The sequence below is a fragment of the Promicromonospora sp. NPDC057488 genome (assembly GCF_042802395.1).
Classification (GTDB): Bacteria; Actinomycetota; Actinomycetes; order Actinomycetales; family Cellulomonadaceae; genus Promicromonospora.
The window spans coordinates 12373-27593 of the sequence record NZ_JBHVEG010000078.1 but is presented as its reverse complement, the minus strand read 5'-3'; the positions used below and the strand labels follow the sequence as shown (position 1 = coordinate 27593).

Genomic DNA, 15221 nt, shown 5'->3' with positions numbered 1-15221 from the left:
GCCATTAGGCCCGGAATCAACCGCGTTTCGGGCCTAATGGCTGGGTAGAAGCGCACATCCCGGCGGCGCCCGTGCGACGGGAGCCGCATCGGACTGTGTCGATGGACTCGCGCGGATAAGCAGGCGGCACTCTTTGTGCAATTTCATATTGACCGCCGAGATGTGCCGTCGGTGCGCAGCCGTTAATGTTGACGGAAACCACTTTCACCGGATTGTTTTCGATCCCGGCACGCCGTCGCAATTCTTTGCCCCGGACACATTAATCGTCCGTCAGGGAGAACTCACATGTCTGAGCCTCCTGTGCCGCCCAGCACTCCAGCACCCCAGCCGCCGCCACCGCAGGGCTCTTCCCCTCCCGCTCAGCCCAGAGGGAATGCGCTGGCCATCACGGGATTCATCTTCGCCCTCGTGGCCGCCTTACTCTGTGCAATTCCGATCATCAACTATTTTGCGGCCGTTCTTGCGGTCCTGGCGCTGATATTCGGGATTGTCGGTCTGATCCGAACTCGCGGAGGTCGAAGCCACTACCGCGGACTGGCGGTAGCCGCAATCATCATCTCCGTCGTCGCGACAGGTGGTTTCGCCGCCTCGCAGGCCATCTACACGAGTGCCTTCAACGCGGTCTCAGAGAGTGCCGACAAGGCCGGGGAAGAGATGGACAAGATGGCCGGAGACGCCACCGAAGAGATCCTCAAGAACGACCTCACGGTCAAGATCGGTTCGTTCGAGACCAAGACCGATGACCTGGGCATGGTCGAGTCCACCCTGCCGGTGAAGATCACCAACAAGGCAGACGAGCGCTACAGCTACGACGTGTCTGTCGAGGCCGTCGACAAGTCCGGGGACCGCATCGAAGAGGACTGGGCCAGCACCAGCACCCTCAAGCCCGGCCAGTCGCAGTCGTTCGACCTCTTCGTGGCCTCCACCGAGGAGAACCTGGAGGAACTGGAGTCTGCGACGTTCCAGGTCTTCGAGGTTTCTCAGTACTGAGACACCGGACGGCCGAACCCGTTGTCGCCACAGAGCTGAGCGCGGCTGCTCAGGCGCGGCGGGAGCGGGCTATCGTCATGACCGCGCGCTCGACGGCGAACACGGTGTCGCGGGCCTCGCCCTTGACGTCGGCGTCGGCCTGCGCGACGGAGGAGATCGCCGCCGCGAGCCCCTCCGGCGTCCAGGCGCGGAGGTCCTTGCGGGCGCGGTCCACCTGCCAGGGAGCCATGCCGAGGTCGCGGGCCGACAGGCCGCCGCCCCGCATCGAGGCGACCTTGGCCAGGTTCCGCAGGCGCAGCGCGAGGGCCGCGACGATCGGCACGGGGTCCAGGCCGGTGTCGAGCGCGTGTCGCAGCAGGGCGACGGCGCCGCCGGCGTCCCCCGCGACCGCGGCGTCGGCCACCCGGAAGCCCGTGGCCTCGACCCGGCCGCCGTAGTAGCGGTCCACGGTGGCAGCCGTGATGGTGCCGGTGGTGTCGGCGATCAGCTGCGAGCACGCCGCGGCGAGCTCGCGCAGGTCGCTGCCGAGCGCGTCCACGAGGGCGCGCACGCCCTCGGCGTCCGCCCGGCGCCGCGCCGCCTTGAACTCGCCCACCACGAACGACGCCTTCTCGGCGTCCTTGGTCACGGGCTCGCAGACCATGACCGGCGCGCCCGAGCCGGTGATGGTGTCGAGCATCTTCTTGCCCCGCTGCCCGCCGCCGTGCACCACGACCACCGTGGTCTCCGCGTCGGGCGCGCCGACGTAGGCGATCAGGTCGGCCATCAGGTCCTCCGTGCCCGACTCCGTCGAGCGGACCACGACCACCTTGGCCTCGCCGAACAGCGACGGGCTCGCCGCGACCATGAGCTGGCCGGTGCCGTACGTGGCCCCCTCCAGCTCGACCTTCTCGACCTCGGGGTCGCGCTCCCGCACGAGCCGTACGACGCCGTCCACCGCGCGCTCGGTCAGGAGCGGCTCGGCGCCGCGGACCAGCACGACGGGAGCGACCGTGGGCTCGTCCCAGCTGCGGCCGGCGGGTGCGGTGGCGGTACGGCGTCGGGTAGCGGGAGGCACGGACACAGCCTGCCACGCGCCACCGACAACGGGCGGTCACGCCGCGATGTGCGGTGCGCTACTCCCAGAGCAGGTCGGCCAGCGCGATCCGCCCGCCGTCGGTCCAGGCGTTCGCGACCACGCAGGCGCCCTGCTCTGCGCAGTCCGCGGCTCCCCCGCCGACCAGCTTGATCTCCCGCTCGACGCGGAGCCGGGTGACCAGGGTGCCCGCACGGTCCGCGATGACGCGCCGGCCGTCGTCGTACAGGCAGTTGTCGCCGTCCACCCCGCCGTCCGAGGTGGTCGCGCACTGCACGATCCGGACGGTCGAGCCCGCAGCAAAGCCCGCGCCCGTCACGGTGACGCGGCCGGCGTCGGCCTTCAGGCTCGGCTCGGACAGCTCGAGCACGGGCGCGTCCGGCGGCTCGGAGCCGCCGGGCAGGGGCGCCGGGGCGGACACGAGCACGCGGTCCGACAGGTCGGCGACGGCGAGCGTGCACGGGTCGCCCGTGCAGTCCACCTCGGACACGGCGCCGACGTTGACGAACGCCCGTGCCTGGCGTGTCTCGGAGATCCGCCCGTCGTCGTCTGCGACCACCTGCTCGCTGGTCGACATGTCGCACTCGTCGAGCGCACTCGCCCCCGTCGTCGTGCCGCCGGTGCACTGGACCAGGTACTGGTTGCGGCCCGCGAAGCCCGTGCCCCGCACGATCCAGGCGCCGCCGGCGGACCGGACCGTGAGGGTCGGCCCCTCCGCACCGTCGGCGCCACCCGTGCCGCCGTCGGCGCGGCTGGTGCCGTCCGCGCCGCCCCGGCTCTCCTGGCCGGGTGACGGGCTCGCCCCGCTCCCGCGTGCCGAGCCCGAGGACTCCTGACCCGTCGGCTCGGTGGTGCAGCCGGCGAGCAGGAGCAGGGCCGTCGCGAGGGCGACGGGGCCGATCAGCCGCGCGCGCATCACGGGTAACCCAGGTACACGTCGATGGCCCCGGCCAGGCGCCAGCTCCAGGTGTCACGGTCCTTCATCCAGGTCACGCCCCGGTGCCAGACGTGGAAGTCCTGCTCCAGGTAGCACGAGACGGCGTTGGTCTGGTTCAGCTCACCCAGGTCCGTCCGGTACTGCCGGGTGTCGTTCGTGCCCGGGCTGCTGGCGCCCACGTGCTGGACCATCGCCGCGGCGCAGGCCTTGCCGGCCTTCGACACGTACATCACGTGCGTGCCGTACCGCGACGCGGGCTTCTTGCTCTCGCACGCCGCGCTGATCGCGTTGGAGTGCAACGGGACGTGCAGGTCCGCGCCCACCTTGTTCGAGTTGGCGATGTTCTTGCGCGTCAGGCCGTTGCCCCGCACCACCTTGTAGCCCCGCTCCAGGAGGTTGAGCTTGTCGGTGCTGCCGCCCTGGATGGTCGACATGGCGAGCCGGTAGGAGTTGCCGTTCTCGCTGAAGCCGCGGCAGCCGGTGTTGTCGTGGCAGACCGTGTCCCCGCGGTCGTGGCACGCCTGGGACAGGTAGATCACCTTGCCGTTCCAGTCGTCCGGCACGTAGGTCACGTCGGCGGCGGCTGACGGCGCCACGGCCAGCAGGCCGGCGGCGGCCACGAGCAGGGCGGTGAACACGGCCAGGAGCCGTCGGAGGGTGGTGCGCATCGTGGCCTCCTCAGCCCAGGTCGATCGGCAGGTCGGTCGCCGCGCACATGTCGCCGCCCGTGGCGTAGGCGAAGGCGAGGCAGTCCCCGTCGAGCGTGAACTTCACCGAGTCGACGGCGCCGTTGCTGTACGCCGTGAACAGGAGCGCCTGCCAGACGTCGCCCGGGTAGACCCCGGCGTCGGACAGCGCCTGCTCGAACCCGGCGGCGACGTCGACCGTCGCCTCGCCCTTGGTCAGGTGCACCTTGGTGGCCGCCAGGCCCGCGTCCGGCAGGTAGGAGGCCAGGACGTCGTCGACGGCGGTCGCCAGCGTCCGGGTCGGCCCGCCGTGCGTCACACGCTTCGCGCCCGCGGTGAGCTGGACGTCCTCCCCGGTGCCGCAGCCCAGGACCGGCGTGGTCGAGCCGTCCTCCGAACGCTTCCCCTCGGGGAGGTCCGAGCACGCGGTGTCCGGCTCGACGTCGTCCGCGGACGCCTGCGCGTCGAGCTCGGCGCGCTCCTCCCCGGTGCGGGAACCCGTCCCGCCGACGACGACGGTCCACCCGTCGAGCACGTCGGCCGACTCGTCGAGCCACTGCTCGGCGGCCGCCGGGTCCTGCGTGGTGTCGACCCGGACCACCTGGTCCTCCTCGGACACGTCGGTGACGACCGACTGGTCCAGCAGCTCCTGCCGGAGCTGAAGCTGCGCGGACACCTGGTCCCGGCCGGCGGCGCTGAACGCCGCCGCCGGGACGAGGAGCGCCACCGCTGCTGTCACGGCGATGATCCGGCGGTGCCGCCGGGCGGTACGTCCTAGTTCGACCACGTTGCCCCCTGATACGTGCTGACAAAGCCCTTTCGTCTTTCAACCACGTTAGGGCCGTGGTCAGGATCCGCAACGTTTCACGAAAGTGTGGCGCTGGCTTGCGTCATGGTGCGTCGGCAAGCGCGTGGCCTGGGCACTAACAGCCGGCGAGGGCCACCTCCTCTCCGCGGACGACGAGCGCGACGGTGCCGCACGCGTCGGTGCGCACCACCGCGGCGCCGACGCCCGCGTACAGGTCGAGCGCCTCGTCGGTGGGGTGCCCGTACTCGTTGTCCCGGCCGGCGGACACGAGCGCGACCGCCGGACGCAGCCGCTCCGCGAGCTCGCGGGACTGCACCGCGGACCCGTGGTGCGCGATCTTCACGACGTCGGCGCGCCCCGTCAGCGGCACCAGCGCCTCCTGGCCGGCGTCCTCCAGGTCGCCCAGCAGGAGCACGTCCAGCCCGGCGACCCGTGCGGACAGCACCACGCTGGAGTCGTTCGCACCCGTTCCCGCGCCCGCCTGCAACACCCGCCAGGCGAGGGTCCCGGCCGTCCCCCGGTCGCCGGTCCCGGCGGCCCGCACCGGGACGCCGGCCGCGGCCAGGGCCGCCTCGGTCGCGCCGGCGTTCGCCGCCGGCTCCGGCACCGGGGACACGAGCGCCGCCACGACCTCGCGCCCGGCGAGCACCGGCCCGAGGCCACCCACGTGGTCGGCGTGGAAGTGGGTCAGCACGAGCAGGTCGACCCGCTCGACCCCCAGCCGGTCGAGGCACCGGCCCGCCGCGGGACCGTCGGGGCCGACGTCCACCACCACGGCCGACGCCGGACCGGTGCGGAGCGCGAGTGCGTCCCCCTGCCCGACGTCGCACGCCGCGACCTGCCAGTCCGTCGGCAGCCCGGTGCGGGCCACGAGCCGGGGTACCGCGACGGCGACGACCAGCGCCGCCGCCGACGCGGCCGCCAGGAGCACGACGAACCGGGCCCGGGTCAGCCGCCGGCGCCGCGCGGCCAGGGCCTCGCGCAGGCCGGAACGAGCCGCCGCGCGCCAGGACTCGGGCCAGCCCGGGCGCGGTGCGCGCCGCAGCGCCGCCCACAGCGCCAGCCCGGTGAGCGCCGCGAGCAGAACTGCGCCCGCCGGTCCGCCCAGCCAGGGGACGGCCGCACCGGGCAGCGCGGCGCACCGGTGCGCGACCGCGGCGATCCACCAGGTGGCGCCGCTCGCGGCCCAGGCCACCGGTCCGGCGACGGCCGGGAGCCAGGGTGCGAGCACCGTGGCGAGCAGGCCGAGCACGGTCGCCGGTACCAGCGCCGGCCCGGCCAGGAGGTTGGCGAGCACCGAGACCGTCGAGACCGACGGGTCGAGGAGCACCAGGATCGGACCGCACGCGACCTGCGCCGCGAGCGGGACGGCCACCGCGTACGCCAGGGCCTGGCCCGTCCAGGGTGCCAGCCGCGCGCTCAGCGGCGCCGTGAGCAGCACCAGCCCCGCCGTCGCCGCGGCCGACAGGGCGAACCCGAACGAGCGGGACAGCCACGGGTCGACCACCAGCAGCCCCACCACGGACCCCGCGAGCGCGGGCACCGCCTGGGACGGCCGGCCGAGCGCCGTGCCGGTGAGCGCGAACGCCGCCATGACCGCGGCCCGGAGCACGGCGGGTTCGGGCCGGACCAGCAGCACGAAGGCCAGGGCGGCGAGCCCGATGACGAGCACCCGGACGGGCCGGGGCAGCCGGGCGGCCGAGCAGAGCAGGGTCAGGGCGGCGACCACGACCGCGAAATGGCCCCCGGAGACCGCCGTGATGTGGGTCAGGCCCGTGACGCGCATGTCCTCGGAGATGTCGTCGGGAAGCCGGGTGGTGTCGCCGATCGCGGCCCCCGGAACGAGCCCCCGCGCCTGCGGGGACAGCGGGTCGGTGACCTCCAGGAGGGCAGCGCGGTGGGTGTCGAGCACCCGGAGCGCGGCCGGCGGCGCCCGGATCTCGGCGGCGCTCCGGGCGCTCAGCCGGGCGGTCTCGGCGGCGCCGGGGTCGGCGGGACGCAGCGGGCCCGTGACGGTCACGGTCGCGCCGTACCGGGGCGTGGCATCCGACAGCACCTGGACGTGCGCCCGGGCCGATGACTCGACCCCGCGGGCGTCGACGGTCCGGGCGGCAAGGACCCAGCGCTGCCGGCCCGCGCCCGGGGCGAACGAGAACGGCTCGGGCTGGGACACCACGACGCCGGTGAGGGTCGCGGTCACGCGCTGCTCCGCCAGCTCGGCGAGCGGCGCTCGGCCGGCGAGCTGGACGTGCGCGGAGAGCGTGACCGCGAGGACGCCGGCGGCGGCCAGGGCGAGGTGTGCGGGGACGGAGTGCAGGGCGAGGCTCCGGGCCGCGCGACGCCGGGAGGTCGCCCCGGCGGTCCTCGGGCCGAGAGCCGGCCAGAGGCATGCCACAGCGGCCACAACCCCGATCACCAGGGAGAACACCACCGTCGCCGGCCCGGTCCAGGCCGCCGCCGGGCCGGTCAGCGACCAGGCGGCGACCCAGGCCGCGAGGGCGGCGGGCACGAGCCGGAGGTCGGTCATGGGCCCACCCGCGCGGTGTCGCGGAGCTCGTCCAGGGTGGCGGGGCCGATGCCCGGCACGTCGTCCAGCTCGTCCACGCTCGCGAACGCCCCGTTCGTGTCGCGCCACTCGACGATCGCCTTCGCGATCGACGGCCCGACTCCGGGAAGGGCCTCCAGCGCCGCCGCGTCGGCGGTGTTGATGTCGACGGCGCCCGTTCCCGCCCCGCCGGCGGGACCACCGGTCCCGCCACCGGCCGAACCGCCGGCACCGGCCGCCGCTCCGGGGACGGGCTCACCCGGCTTCGGCACGTAGAGCTGCTCGCCGTCCACCACGGTGCGGGCCAGGTTGACCGCCGTGAGGTCGGCCTTGCGGGTCACGCCGCCGGCGGCCTGGACGGCGTCGGCCACGCGGGCGCCGTCCGGCAGGGTGACCAGGCCTGGCTCGGCGACCTCGCCGACCACGTGCACCAGCAGGCCACCCGAGGCCCCGGCCGACTTGCCTGCGCCGTCACCATCCGCTCCGCCGTCGTCCGTTCCGCCGTCGCCGGCACCGTCGCCGTCCGCCCCCGAGGCCAGCTCACCCGGCCCCTCGTCGCCGGTGCCCGGCGCCGCCTCCGTCGTCCCGCTGCCGGCACCGACCGGGGCCAGCGCCTCGACGCCGTCGCCGCGCAGGGCGAAGGCGGCCACACCCACTCCGAGCAGGAGCACCGCCACGACCGCGACCGCCGCCGTCGTGCCGGTCAGGGCCCAGCGGCGGGCGCCGCGCTCGGCCCGCGGGTCGGCGGGATGACCGTGCGCGGCCGCGTAGGCCGCGGCCACGCCCGAGGTGGAGCGCCGGGCGCGCAGTCGCTCCACCAGGTCGTCGGCCTCCGTCCTGGCGTCGGGCACACCGTCCGCAGCCGGGCCGGCATCGGCTACCGGTTCGGTGACGGACGGCATGGCGACGGACGGCATGGCGGCAGTCGGCATGGTGGCGGACGGCCCGGCGCCGGACAACGGTTGAGCTCCCGGGCCGTCGGACCCGCGCACCGGGCCGAACGGCCAGGGATCAGGGCGGCGCTGCTGCGCGGTCTCTGGCTGCATGACTCAGGACGCTAGGCGGGTCGGGCAGGCCGCGGACGGGCCCCGTGGTCCGCCTGTGCACAGACCCCGAGAACGAGCCCCTGTGGTCGGGCTCGCACCCGCGCGGCGCCGTCACGAGGGTCTGTCCTCGCCGCCAACGAGAGCCCCACGAGTTTCGTCCGCGGCCACCGATGAGTTCCGCCGGACGCCGTCGTCGGACCTGACGAACGCGCGCGAACCCGAGCAGCACAAGCGGTCCCGGACCGCGCGGAAGAGATCAGGAGCGAGCACCATGACCGAGAAGAAGACCCACGTCCTCGACGTGCCGGGCGCCGTCCTCACCTACGACGTGCGCGAGGCGGCCGCGCCGTCCGACGAGCCGACGCTGCTCATGATCGGCCTGCCGATGGGCGCCGAGGGCTTCACCACGCTGGCCGGCCACTTCACCGACCGGAGGGTGGTCACCTACGACCCGCGCGGCGTGGAGCGCAGCACCCGCAAGGGCACGCAGCCGCCCATGATCACCGACCACGCCGACGACGTGCACCGGATCATCGAGGCCGTCGGGGGCGGCCCGGTGGACCTCGTCGCCTCCAGCGGCGGCGCCGTCGTGGCGCTCGAGCTGGCGGCGACCCACCCGGGGGACGTGCGGACCGTCGTCGCGCACGAGCCGCCCCTGCCCGTCATCCTGCCGGACCGGGAGGCCATGTTCGCCGCGATGAAGGACATCCACGACACCTACCAGGCCAAGGGCCTGGGGGCCGGGATGGCGAAGTTCATCGCGCTCGTCATGGCGAAGGGCGAGATCACCGCGGACTACGTCAACCAGCCCGACCCGGACCCGGCCATGTTCGGCCTGCCGACGCAGGACGACGGCACGCGCGACGACCTGATGCTGAGCGTCAACATGGTCGCGCTGCCCTCGTACGAGCCCGACTGGGCGACTCTCAAGGCGGGGACCCCGGAGGTGCTGATCGCGGTCGGCGAGGACACGAACGACGAGATGACCGGCCGTTCCTCGCGTGCGGCCGCCGCGCTGCTCGACGCCGAGGCGATCGTGTTCCCCGGGGGCCACGGCGGTTTCGGCGGCGGGGAGTACGGGCAGCCGGCCGACAAGCCCGTCGAGTTCGCGGCGCGGCTGCGTGAGGTCCTCGGGCGCTGAGCCAGACCCTCGCGTCAGTGGCTGTGGTCGCCCAGGTCCGCGACGACGACGGCGAGCGTGCCCGGGCCGACGTGCACCCCGAGGACGGCGCTCAGCGGCGTGACCTCGACGTCCGCCCGGGTGCGGGTGTGCAGGCGGCCGGCCAGGGCCTGGGCCCGGTCGTGGGCGCCGAAGTGGTGCACGGCGACGACGGGGCGCCTGGCGCGCGCGACGAAGTCGGCGGCCTGCTCCAGGAGCCGCTCCGCGCCGGCCGCGCGGGTGCGCACGCGCTGGGAGAGCACGACCGCGCCGTCGGACAGCCGCAGGATCGGCTTGACGCCCAGGACCGTGCCGAGCGCGGCCGCAGGGCCGGAGAGCCGGCCGCCGCGGCGCAGGTGCTCCAGGGTGTCGACGACGAACACGGCGTCGGCGGTCCCGGCTACCTCGATGGCGCGCGCGGCGACGTGGGCGGCGTCGGCCCCGGCTGCCGCGCACTCCGCGGCGGCCCGGGCGGCGAAGCCGAGCCCGGCCGCTGCTGTCCGGGAGTCGACGGCGCGCACCTGCAGGGGCGACCGGGCGGCGGCGGTGCCGGCCGAGCCGACGGTGCCCGACAGCGCTCCCGACAGGTGCACCGAGACGACCGACCGGACGCCCTGCTCGCCGAGGGCGCGGTAGACCGCGGCGAACGCCTCGGGCGACGGCTGCGAGGTGGTGACCTGCTCGCCCTCGGAGACCAGCTCGGCCAGGCGGTCGGGGGTGATGTCCTCGCCCTCCGCGTACGCCTCGTCGCCGACCAGGACGCGCAGCGGCACCACGACCGGGCCGCCCGGCAGACCGGCGGGCAGGCAGGCGGTGGAGTCGGTGACGACCCGCACCTCCTGGGGTGCCGGGCGGGAAGGACGACGACGGTTGCGCATGACCGCGACACTCTATCCGTGCCGGGAACCCGACGGCGAAACGCGGCGGAGCCTCCCCGCGCGCGGCTCCTGGGCCCGACTTAGCATCCGAGACATGCCCGATGCATCGACGCCAGATCTCGCCGCTCTGCGCGAGGCCGCCGCCGCGGCCCAGAAGGCCCTGGAGGAGGCGGAGCGGGCCGCCGCGCCCGCAGCCCCCGGGACCGGCGACGAGGCGGCGCCGTCCGCCCCGTCGGAGGAGGCCGCCCCGGCACAGGAGGCCGCCCCGCCGTCCGCCGGTGATGAGCCTGCCCCGGGCGAGACCCCGCAGGGTTACGCCGCCGAGGTCGCCGCCGGCTATGCCGCGGAGGCCACGCTGCCGCTGGGCGCCCTCCTGGAGGGCGAACCGGGCGGCGAGGCGACGCCGAACTCGCAGGTCCAGGTGGGTTTCGCCCTGTCGATGCTGAACCGGCACGGCCTGGTCGCGGGCGCCACGGGAACCGGCAAGACCAAGACGCTGCAGGGCATGGCCGAGGGGCTGTCCCTGGCCGGGGTGCCGGTGTTCCTGGCCGACGTCAAGGGCGACCTGTCGGGCCTGGCGCTGCCGGGCCCGGACAACCCGAAGGTCGCGGCGCGCGCGGCGAGCATCGGGCAGGACTGGACGCCCACCCGGTACCCGGTCGAGTTCTACTCGCTGGGCGGCCTGGGCAAGGGGGTACCGATCCGGACGACGGTCACCGACTTCGGGCCGATCCTGATGTCCAAGGTGCTGGGGCTGAACGAGACGCAGGAGTCGAGCCTGACCCTGATGTTCCACTGGGCCGACAAGAAGGGTCTGGCGCTGCTGGACCTCAAGGACCTGCAGTCGGTGATCGCCTACCTGACCTCGGACGAGGGCAAGGCCGAGCTCAAGGGGATCGGCGGGGTCTCGGCGGCGACGGCGGGCGTCATCCTGCGCGAGATCGTGGGCCTGGAGGGGCAGGGCGCCGACGTGTTCTTCGGCGAGCCGGCGTTCGCGACGTCGGACCTGATCGCGACGCAGGGCGACCTCGGCGTGCTGAGCGTGCTGGAGCTCCCCGCGGTCCAGGACCGGCCGCAGCTGTTCTCGACGTTCCTCATGTGGCTGCTCGCGGACCTCTTCCAGGACCTGCCCGAGGTGGGCGACGCCGACAAGCCCAAGCTCGTGTTCTTCTTCGACGAGGCGCACCTGCTGTTCACGGACGCGTCCAAGGACTTCCTGCAGCAGGTGGTGCAGACGGTCCGGCTGATCCGGTCCAAGGGCGTGGGCGTGTTCTTCGTGACGCAGTCGCCCAAGGACGTGCCGTCCGACGTGCTGGCGCAGCTCGGCAACCGGGTGCAGCACGCGCTGCGCGCCTTCACGCCCGACGACGCGACCGCGCTGCGGGCCGCCGCGCGCACGTTCCCGAAGTCGCCGTACGACCTGGAGCGCCTGCTGCAGGAGCTCGGCACCGGCGAGGCCGTGGTCACGGTGCTCACGGAGAAGGGCGCGCCGTCGCCCGTCGCGTGGACGCGGGTGCGGGCGCCGCAGGCGTCGATGGAGCCGGCGGGCGACGCGGAGATCGACCGGGTGGTCGCGGCCTCCCCCGGTCAGGCGAGGTACGGGACGGCGGTCGACGCGGAGTCGGCGTTCGAGCTGCTCCAGGCGAAGGCGCAGGAGCAGGAAGCCGCCCGTGCCGCCGCCGAGGGGTCCGCGACCGCGGCTGAGGACGAGCGGGAGCTCGCCAAGGAACGCGCCCGGCTCGAGAAGGAGGCCGCGACCCGGGAGCGCACGGAGGCCAAGCACAAGGAGCAGGCGGCCCGCGACCGGAACCGCGTGGTGGGCTCGCTGGCGAAGACGGCGGGCACGGTGCTGGTCCGCGAGCTGACCCGCTCCCTGTTCGGCACCCGCAAGCGCTGAGCAGCGAGACCCCCCGGACGCGCGACAGCCCCCGACTGTGCGGGGGCTGAAGGCAGGGCGCTGGGGATCTCTCCCTCGGCGTCCTTTCACTCTAGGCCCGGGACCGGTCACGGGCCACAGGGGGCCGTGACCGGTCCACGGACCGGACGCTCGACTAGGCCGGGACGATGTTGACCAGCTTCGGCGCCCGGACGATCACCTTGCGCACGCCGCGGCCGTCCAGGAACTTGACCACGTTCGGCTCGGCCAGGGCCGTCGCCTCCAGGTCCTCCGCGGAGATGTCCGGGGCGACCTCGAACTTGGCACGCACCTTGCCCTGCACCTGGACCACGCACGTCACGGTGTCCTGCACGAGGTACTGGTCGTCCGCGGCCGGGAACGGCGCGTGCGCCAGCGACTCCTCGTGGCCGAGGCGGGACCACAGCTCCTCCGCGATGTGCGGCGCGATGGGCGCCGTCATCAGGACGAGGGGCTCCACGGCCGAGCGCGGCACGGCCGGCAGGCCCGTGAGGTGGTTGTTCAGGGTGATGAGCTTGGCGATCGCGGTGTTGGGCCGCATGTTCTCCATCTCGAGACGCACGTCGGCGATGGCGCGGTGCACCGCGCGCAGCGTCGCGGTGTCGGCCTCGTCGTCGGTGACGGTGAGCTCACCGGTCTCCTCCGAGACGACGTTGCGCCACAGCCGCTGCAGGAACCGCTGCGACCCGACGACGGCGCGCGTCTCCCACGGGCGCGACAGGTCCAGCGGGCCCATCGACATCTCGTAGACGCGGAACGTGTCGGCACCGTACTGCTCGTACATCTCGTCGGGCGTCACGACGTTCTTGAGCGACTTGCCCATCTTCCCGTACTCACGGTTGACGGGCTGGCCCTGCCACGTGAAGCCGGTCTGCTCGTCGCCCTCGACCTCCTCGGCGGGCACGTACTGGCCGCGCGAGTCGGTGTAGGCGTACGCCTGGATGTAGCCCTGGTTGAAGAGCTTGCCGAACGGCTCGACGGCCGTGACGTGGCCCAGGTCGAACAGCACCTTGTGCCAGAACCGCGCGTACAGCAGGTGCAGCACCGCGTGCTCCACGCCGCCCACGTAGAGGTCGACGCCGCCGGCCGGGCCGGACGTCGGGTTGTGCTGCGGCCCCAGCCAGTAGTTCTCCAGCTCGGGCAGCGCGGCCGCCGAGGTCTCGGCGGGGTCGAGGTAGCGCAGGTAGTACCAGCACGACCCGGCCCAGTTGGGCATCGTGTTGGTGTCGCGGCGGTACTTCTTGGGCCCGTCGCCGAGGTCCAGGGTGACGTGCACCCAGTCGTCGTTGCGGCCCAGCGGCGCCTCGGGCTCGGAGTTCGCGTCCTCCGGGTCGAAGGTGCGCGGCGCGTAGTCCGGCACGTCCGGCAGGTCCACCGGCAGCATCGCGTCGGGGATCGCGACCGGGCGGTCGTCCTCGTCCCACACCACGGGGAACGGCTCGCCCCAGTAGCGCTGGCGGCTGAACAGCCAGTCGTTGAGGCGGTAGGTGGTGGTGCCCTCGCCGATGTTCCTGCTCTCCAGCCAGGCGATGATCTTCGCCTTGGCCTCGACGACGCCGAGGCCGTCGAGCGAGATCTCGTCGTTCGCGGACCGCACGGCGACGCCGTCGCCCGCGTACGCCCCGGTGTGGCCCTCGGGCAGGCCGCCGGCGGGCTCGACCGTGTGGATCACCGGCAGGTCGTAGGCCTCGGCGAACGCGAAGTCGCGCTCGTCGCCGCCGGGCACGGCCATGATGGCGCCGGTGCCGTAGCCCATGAGGACGTAGTCCGCGGTGAAGACCGGGACCTGCAGCCCGCTGACCGGGTTCACGGCCAGGTGGCCCGTGAAGACGCCGGTCTTCTTGCCGGCGTCGGCCTGCCGCTCGACGGCCGTCTTGGCGGACGACTCGCGGCGGTAGGCGGCGACGGCCTCGACCGGGGTGTCGTACCCGCCGGTCCACGCGGAGCGCGTGCCGTCGGGCCAGGCCGTGGGGACCTCGTCCAGCAGCGGGTGCTCGGGGGCCACCACCATGAACGTGGCGCCGAACAGCGTGTCGGGGCGGGTGGTGAAGACCTCCAGCGAGCCCGCCGCACCGGCCGGGTCGCCCTCGGCGGTGCCGACGACGTCGAACCGGACGTTGGCGCCCGTGGAGCGGCCGATCCAGTTGCGCTGCATGGACTTGACCTTGTCCGGCCAGTCGATGAGCTCCAGGTCGTCCGTGAGGCGGTCCGCGTAGGCGGTGATGCGCATCTTCCACTGGCGCAGGTTGCGCTGGAAGACCGGGAAGTTGCCGCGCTCGGAGCGGCCGTCGGCGGTGACCTCCTCGTTCGCGAGGACGGTACCCAGGCCCGGGCACCAGTTGACCGGCGAGGAGTCGATGTAGGCGAGCCGCTGGCCGTCGACGACGTCGCGCTGCTCGAGCTCGCTCAGCCCGGCCCAGACGGCGCCGCCGGCGTTGTCGCCGTCGTGCCCGGGGACGGGCCGCGTGCCCGCGGCGAGCTCGGCGCGCAGCTCCGCGATGGGGCGCGCGCGGCCCTTGCCGTCGCCGGAGCCCGTGACGGGTCCGGGACGCTCGGCGTCGGCGTCGTACCAGGACTCGAAGATCTGCAGGAAGATCCACTGCGTCCAGCGGACGTACTCGGGGTCGATCGTCGCGAAGGTGCGGCGCGGGTCGTGGCCCAGGCCGAGGCGGCGCAGCTGGCGCCGCATGTTGCCGATGTTGGCCTCGGTCGTCGTCCGCGGGTGCTGCCCCGTCTGGACGGCGTACTGCTCGGCGGGCAGGCCGAAGGCGTCGTAGCCCAGCGCGTGCAGCACGTTGTCGCCGCGCATGCGGCGGAAACGCCCGGTGACGTCGGTGGCGATGTAGCCCAGCGGGTGACCCACGTGCAGGCCCGCACCCGAGGGGTACGGGAACATGTCCATGATGAAGTACGGGTCACCCTGCGCCGGGCTCCCGCCCGGCCCCGTAAGTCGCCCCTGCGGGTTCGCCGCGTGGAACGTGCCCCGCTCCTCCCAGATGTCCTGCCAGCGCAGCTCGATCTGCTGCGCGAGGGCGGGGGTGTAGCGGAAACGGGGCTCGTCGGGAGACGTGGTGCGCTCGGGTGCGTCGGGCATGGTCACCCGGCCGAGTCTACCGACCGCGCGGGTAGGCGGCCCTCGTTCGTCCACAGGCTCCAGGGTTCATCCGACATTCGCCCCCGCC

General features: G+C 73.8%; 11 protein-coding genes. 3 read left to right on the top strand and 8 right to left on the bottom strand.

Annotated features, from left to right (window positions below):
• Positions 1-285: 285 nt before the first annotated feature.
• A complete protein-coding gene (locus ACFU5G_RS16720) occupies positions 286-990 on the top strand; it encodes an FxLYD domain-containing protein (RefSeq protein ID WP_377246865.1) in 705 nt (234 codons plus the stop codon).
• Between the two features lie 49 nt (positions 991-1039).
• Here the strand turns inward: ACFU5G_RS16720 and holA are convergent, their stop codons facing one another.
• The 6 genes from holA to ACFU5G_RS16690 form a co-directional block, all read right to left on the bottom strand.
• On the bottom strand, positions 1040-2047 hold the full coding sequence (gene holA, locus ACFU5G_RS16715) for a DNA polymerase III subunit delta (protein WP_377246862.1): 1008 nt from the start codon (positions 2045-2047) through the stop codon (positions 1040-1042).
• A gap of 58 nt (positions 2048-2105) precedes the next feature.
• Positions 2106-2981: a neocarzinostatin apoprotein domain-containing protein gene (locus tag ACFU5G_RS16710; RefSeq protein ID WP_377246859.1), complete on the bottom strand. Its 876-nt coding sequence runs from the start codon at positions 2979-2981 to the stop codon at positions 2106-2108.
• Positions 2981-3670, bottom strand: coding sequence for a hypothetical protein (locus ACFU5G_RS16705; RefSeq protein WP_377246856.1), 690 nt, complete (start codon positions 3668-3670; stop codon positions 2981-2983). The genes ACFU5G_RS16710 and ACFU5G_RS16705 overlap by 1 nt, the downstream gene beginning before the upstream one ends.
• Before the next feature lie 10 nt (positions 3671-3680).
• A complete protein-coding gene (locus ACFU5G_RS16700; RefSeq protein ID WP_377246853.1) occupies positions 3681-4427 on the bottom strand; it encodes a hypothetical protein in 747 nt (248 codons plus the stop codon).
• A 184-nt stretch (positions 4428-4611) separates the two neighbouring features.
• Positions 4612-7023, bottom strand: coding sequence for a ComEC/Rec2 family competence protein (locus ACFU5G_RS16695; RefSeq protein WP_377246850.1), 2412 nt, complete (start codon positions 7021-7023; stop codon positions 4612-4614).
• Complete coding sequence (locus ACFU5G_RS16690; protein ID WP_377246847.1) at positions 7020-8087, bottom strand: helix-hairpin-helix domain-containing protein; 1068 nt, start codon at positions 8085-8087, stop codon at positions 7020-7022. Before ACFU5G_RS16690 ends, ACFU5G_RS16695 begins: the two co-directional genes overlap by 4 nt.
• Before the next feature lie 271 nt (positions 8088-8358).
• Between ACFU5G_RS16690 and ACFU5G_RS16685 the strand changes: the two genes are divergently transcribed.
• Positions 8359-9228 (top strand): alpha/beta fold hydrolase, encoded by an 870-nt coding sequence (locus ACFU5G_RS16685; RefSeq protein WP_377246844.1) that lies wholly within the window; start codon positions 8359-8361, stop codon positions 9226-9228.
• A 14-nt stretch (positions 9229-9242) separates the two neighbouring features.
• Here ACFU5G_RS16685 and ACFU5G_RS16680 read toward each other — a convergent pair whose 3' ends face one another.
• Positions 9243-10124, bottom strand: a complete 882-nt coding sequence (locus tag ACFU5G_RS16680) for a DegV family protein (protein WP_377246841.1) — start codon at positions 10122-10124, stop codon at positions 9243-9245.
• 94 nt (positions 10125-10218) lie between these two features.
• Here ACFU5G_RS16680 and ACFU5G_RS16675 point away from each other — a divergent pair, with 94 nt between their 5' ends.
• Positions 10219-12021 carry a helicase HerA-like domain-containing protein gene (locus ACFU5G_RS16675; protein ID WP_377246838.1) on the top strand — a complete coding sequence of 601 codons (1803 nt, stop codon included), beginning with the start codon at positions 10219-10221 and terminating at the stop codon, positions 12019-12021.
• A gap of 154 nt (positions 12022-12175) precedes the next feature.
• On the opposite strand, the gene leuS is transcribed toward ACFU5G_RS16675, so the two are convergent.
• Entirely contained in the window at positions 12176-15133 is a 2958-nt protein-coding gene (gene leuS / locus ACFU5G_RS16670; RefSeq protein ID WP_377246868.1) for a leucine--tRNA ligase, read from the bottom strand.
• Between the last annotated feature and the right edge of the window lie 88 nt (positions 15134-15221).

Excerpts from the sequence above, each read along its gene's own strand:
- ACFU5G_RS16720 (WP_377246865.1), top strand. The coding sequence starts at position 286 with ATGTCTGAGCCTCCTGTGCCGCCCAGCACTCCAGCACCCCAGCCGCCG.
- ACFU5G_RS16710 (WP_377246859.1), bottom strand. The coding sequence starts at position 2,981 with ATGCGCGCGCGGCTGATCGGCCCCGTCGCCCTCGCGACGGCCCTGCTC.
- ACFU5G_RS16705 (WP_377246856.1), bottom strand. The coding sequence starts at position 3,670 with ATGCGCACCACCCTCCGACGGCTCCTGGCCGTGTTCACCGCCCTGCTC.
- ACFU5G_RS16695 (WP_377246850.1), bottom strand. The coding sequence starts at position 7,023 with ATGACCGACCTCCGGCTCGTGCCCGCCGCCCTCGCGGCCTGGGTCGCC.
- ACFU5G_RS16690 (WP_377246847.1), bottom strand. The coding sequence starts at position 8,087 with ATGCAGCCAGAGACCGCGCAGCAGCGCCGCCCTGATCCCTGGCCGTTC.
- ACFU5G_RS16685 (WP_377246844.1), top strand. The coding sequence starts at position 8,359 with ATGACCGAGAAGAAGACCCACGTCCTCGACGTGCCGGGCGCCGTCCTC.
- ACFU5G_RS16680 (WP_377246841.1), bottom strand. The coding sequence starts at position 10,124 with ATGCGCAACCGTCGTCGTCCTTCCCGCCCGGCACCCCAGGAGGTGCGG.
- ACFU5G_RS16675 (WP_377246838.1), top strand. The coding sequence starts at position 10,219 with ATGCCCGATGCATCGACGCCAGATCTCGCCGCTCTGCGCGAGGCCGCC.
- leuS (WP_377246868.1), bottom strand. The coding sequence starts at position 15,133 with ATGCCCGACGCACCCGAGCGCACCACGTCTCCCGACGAGCCCCGTTTC.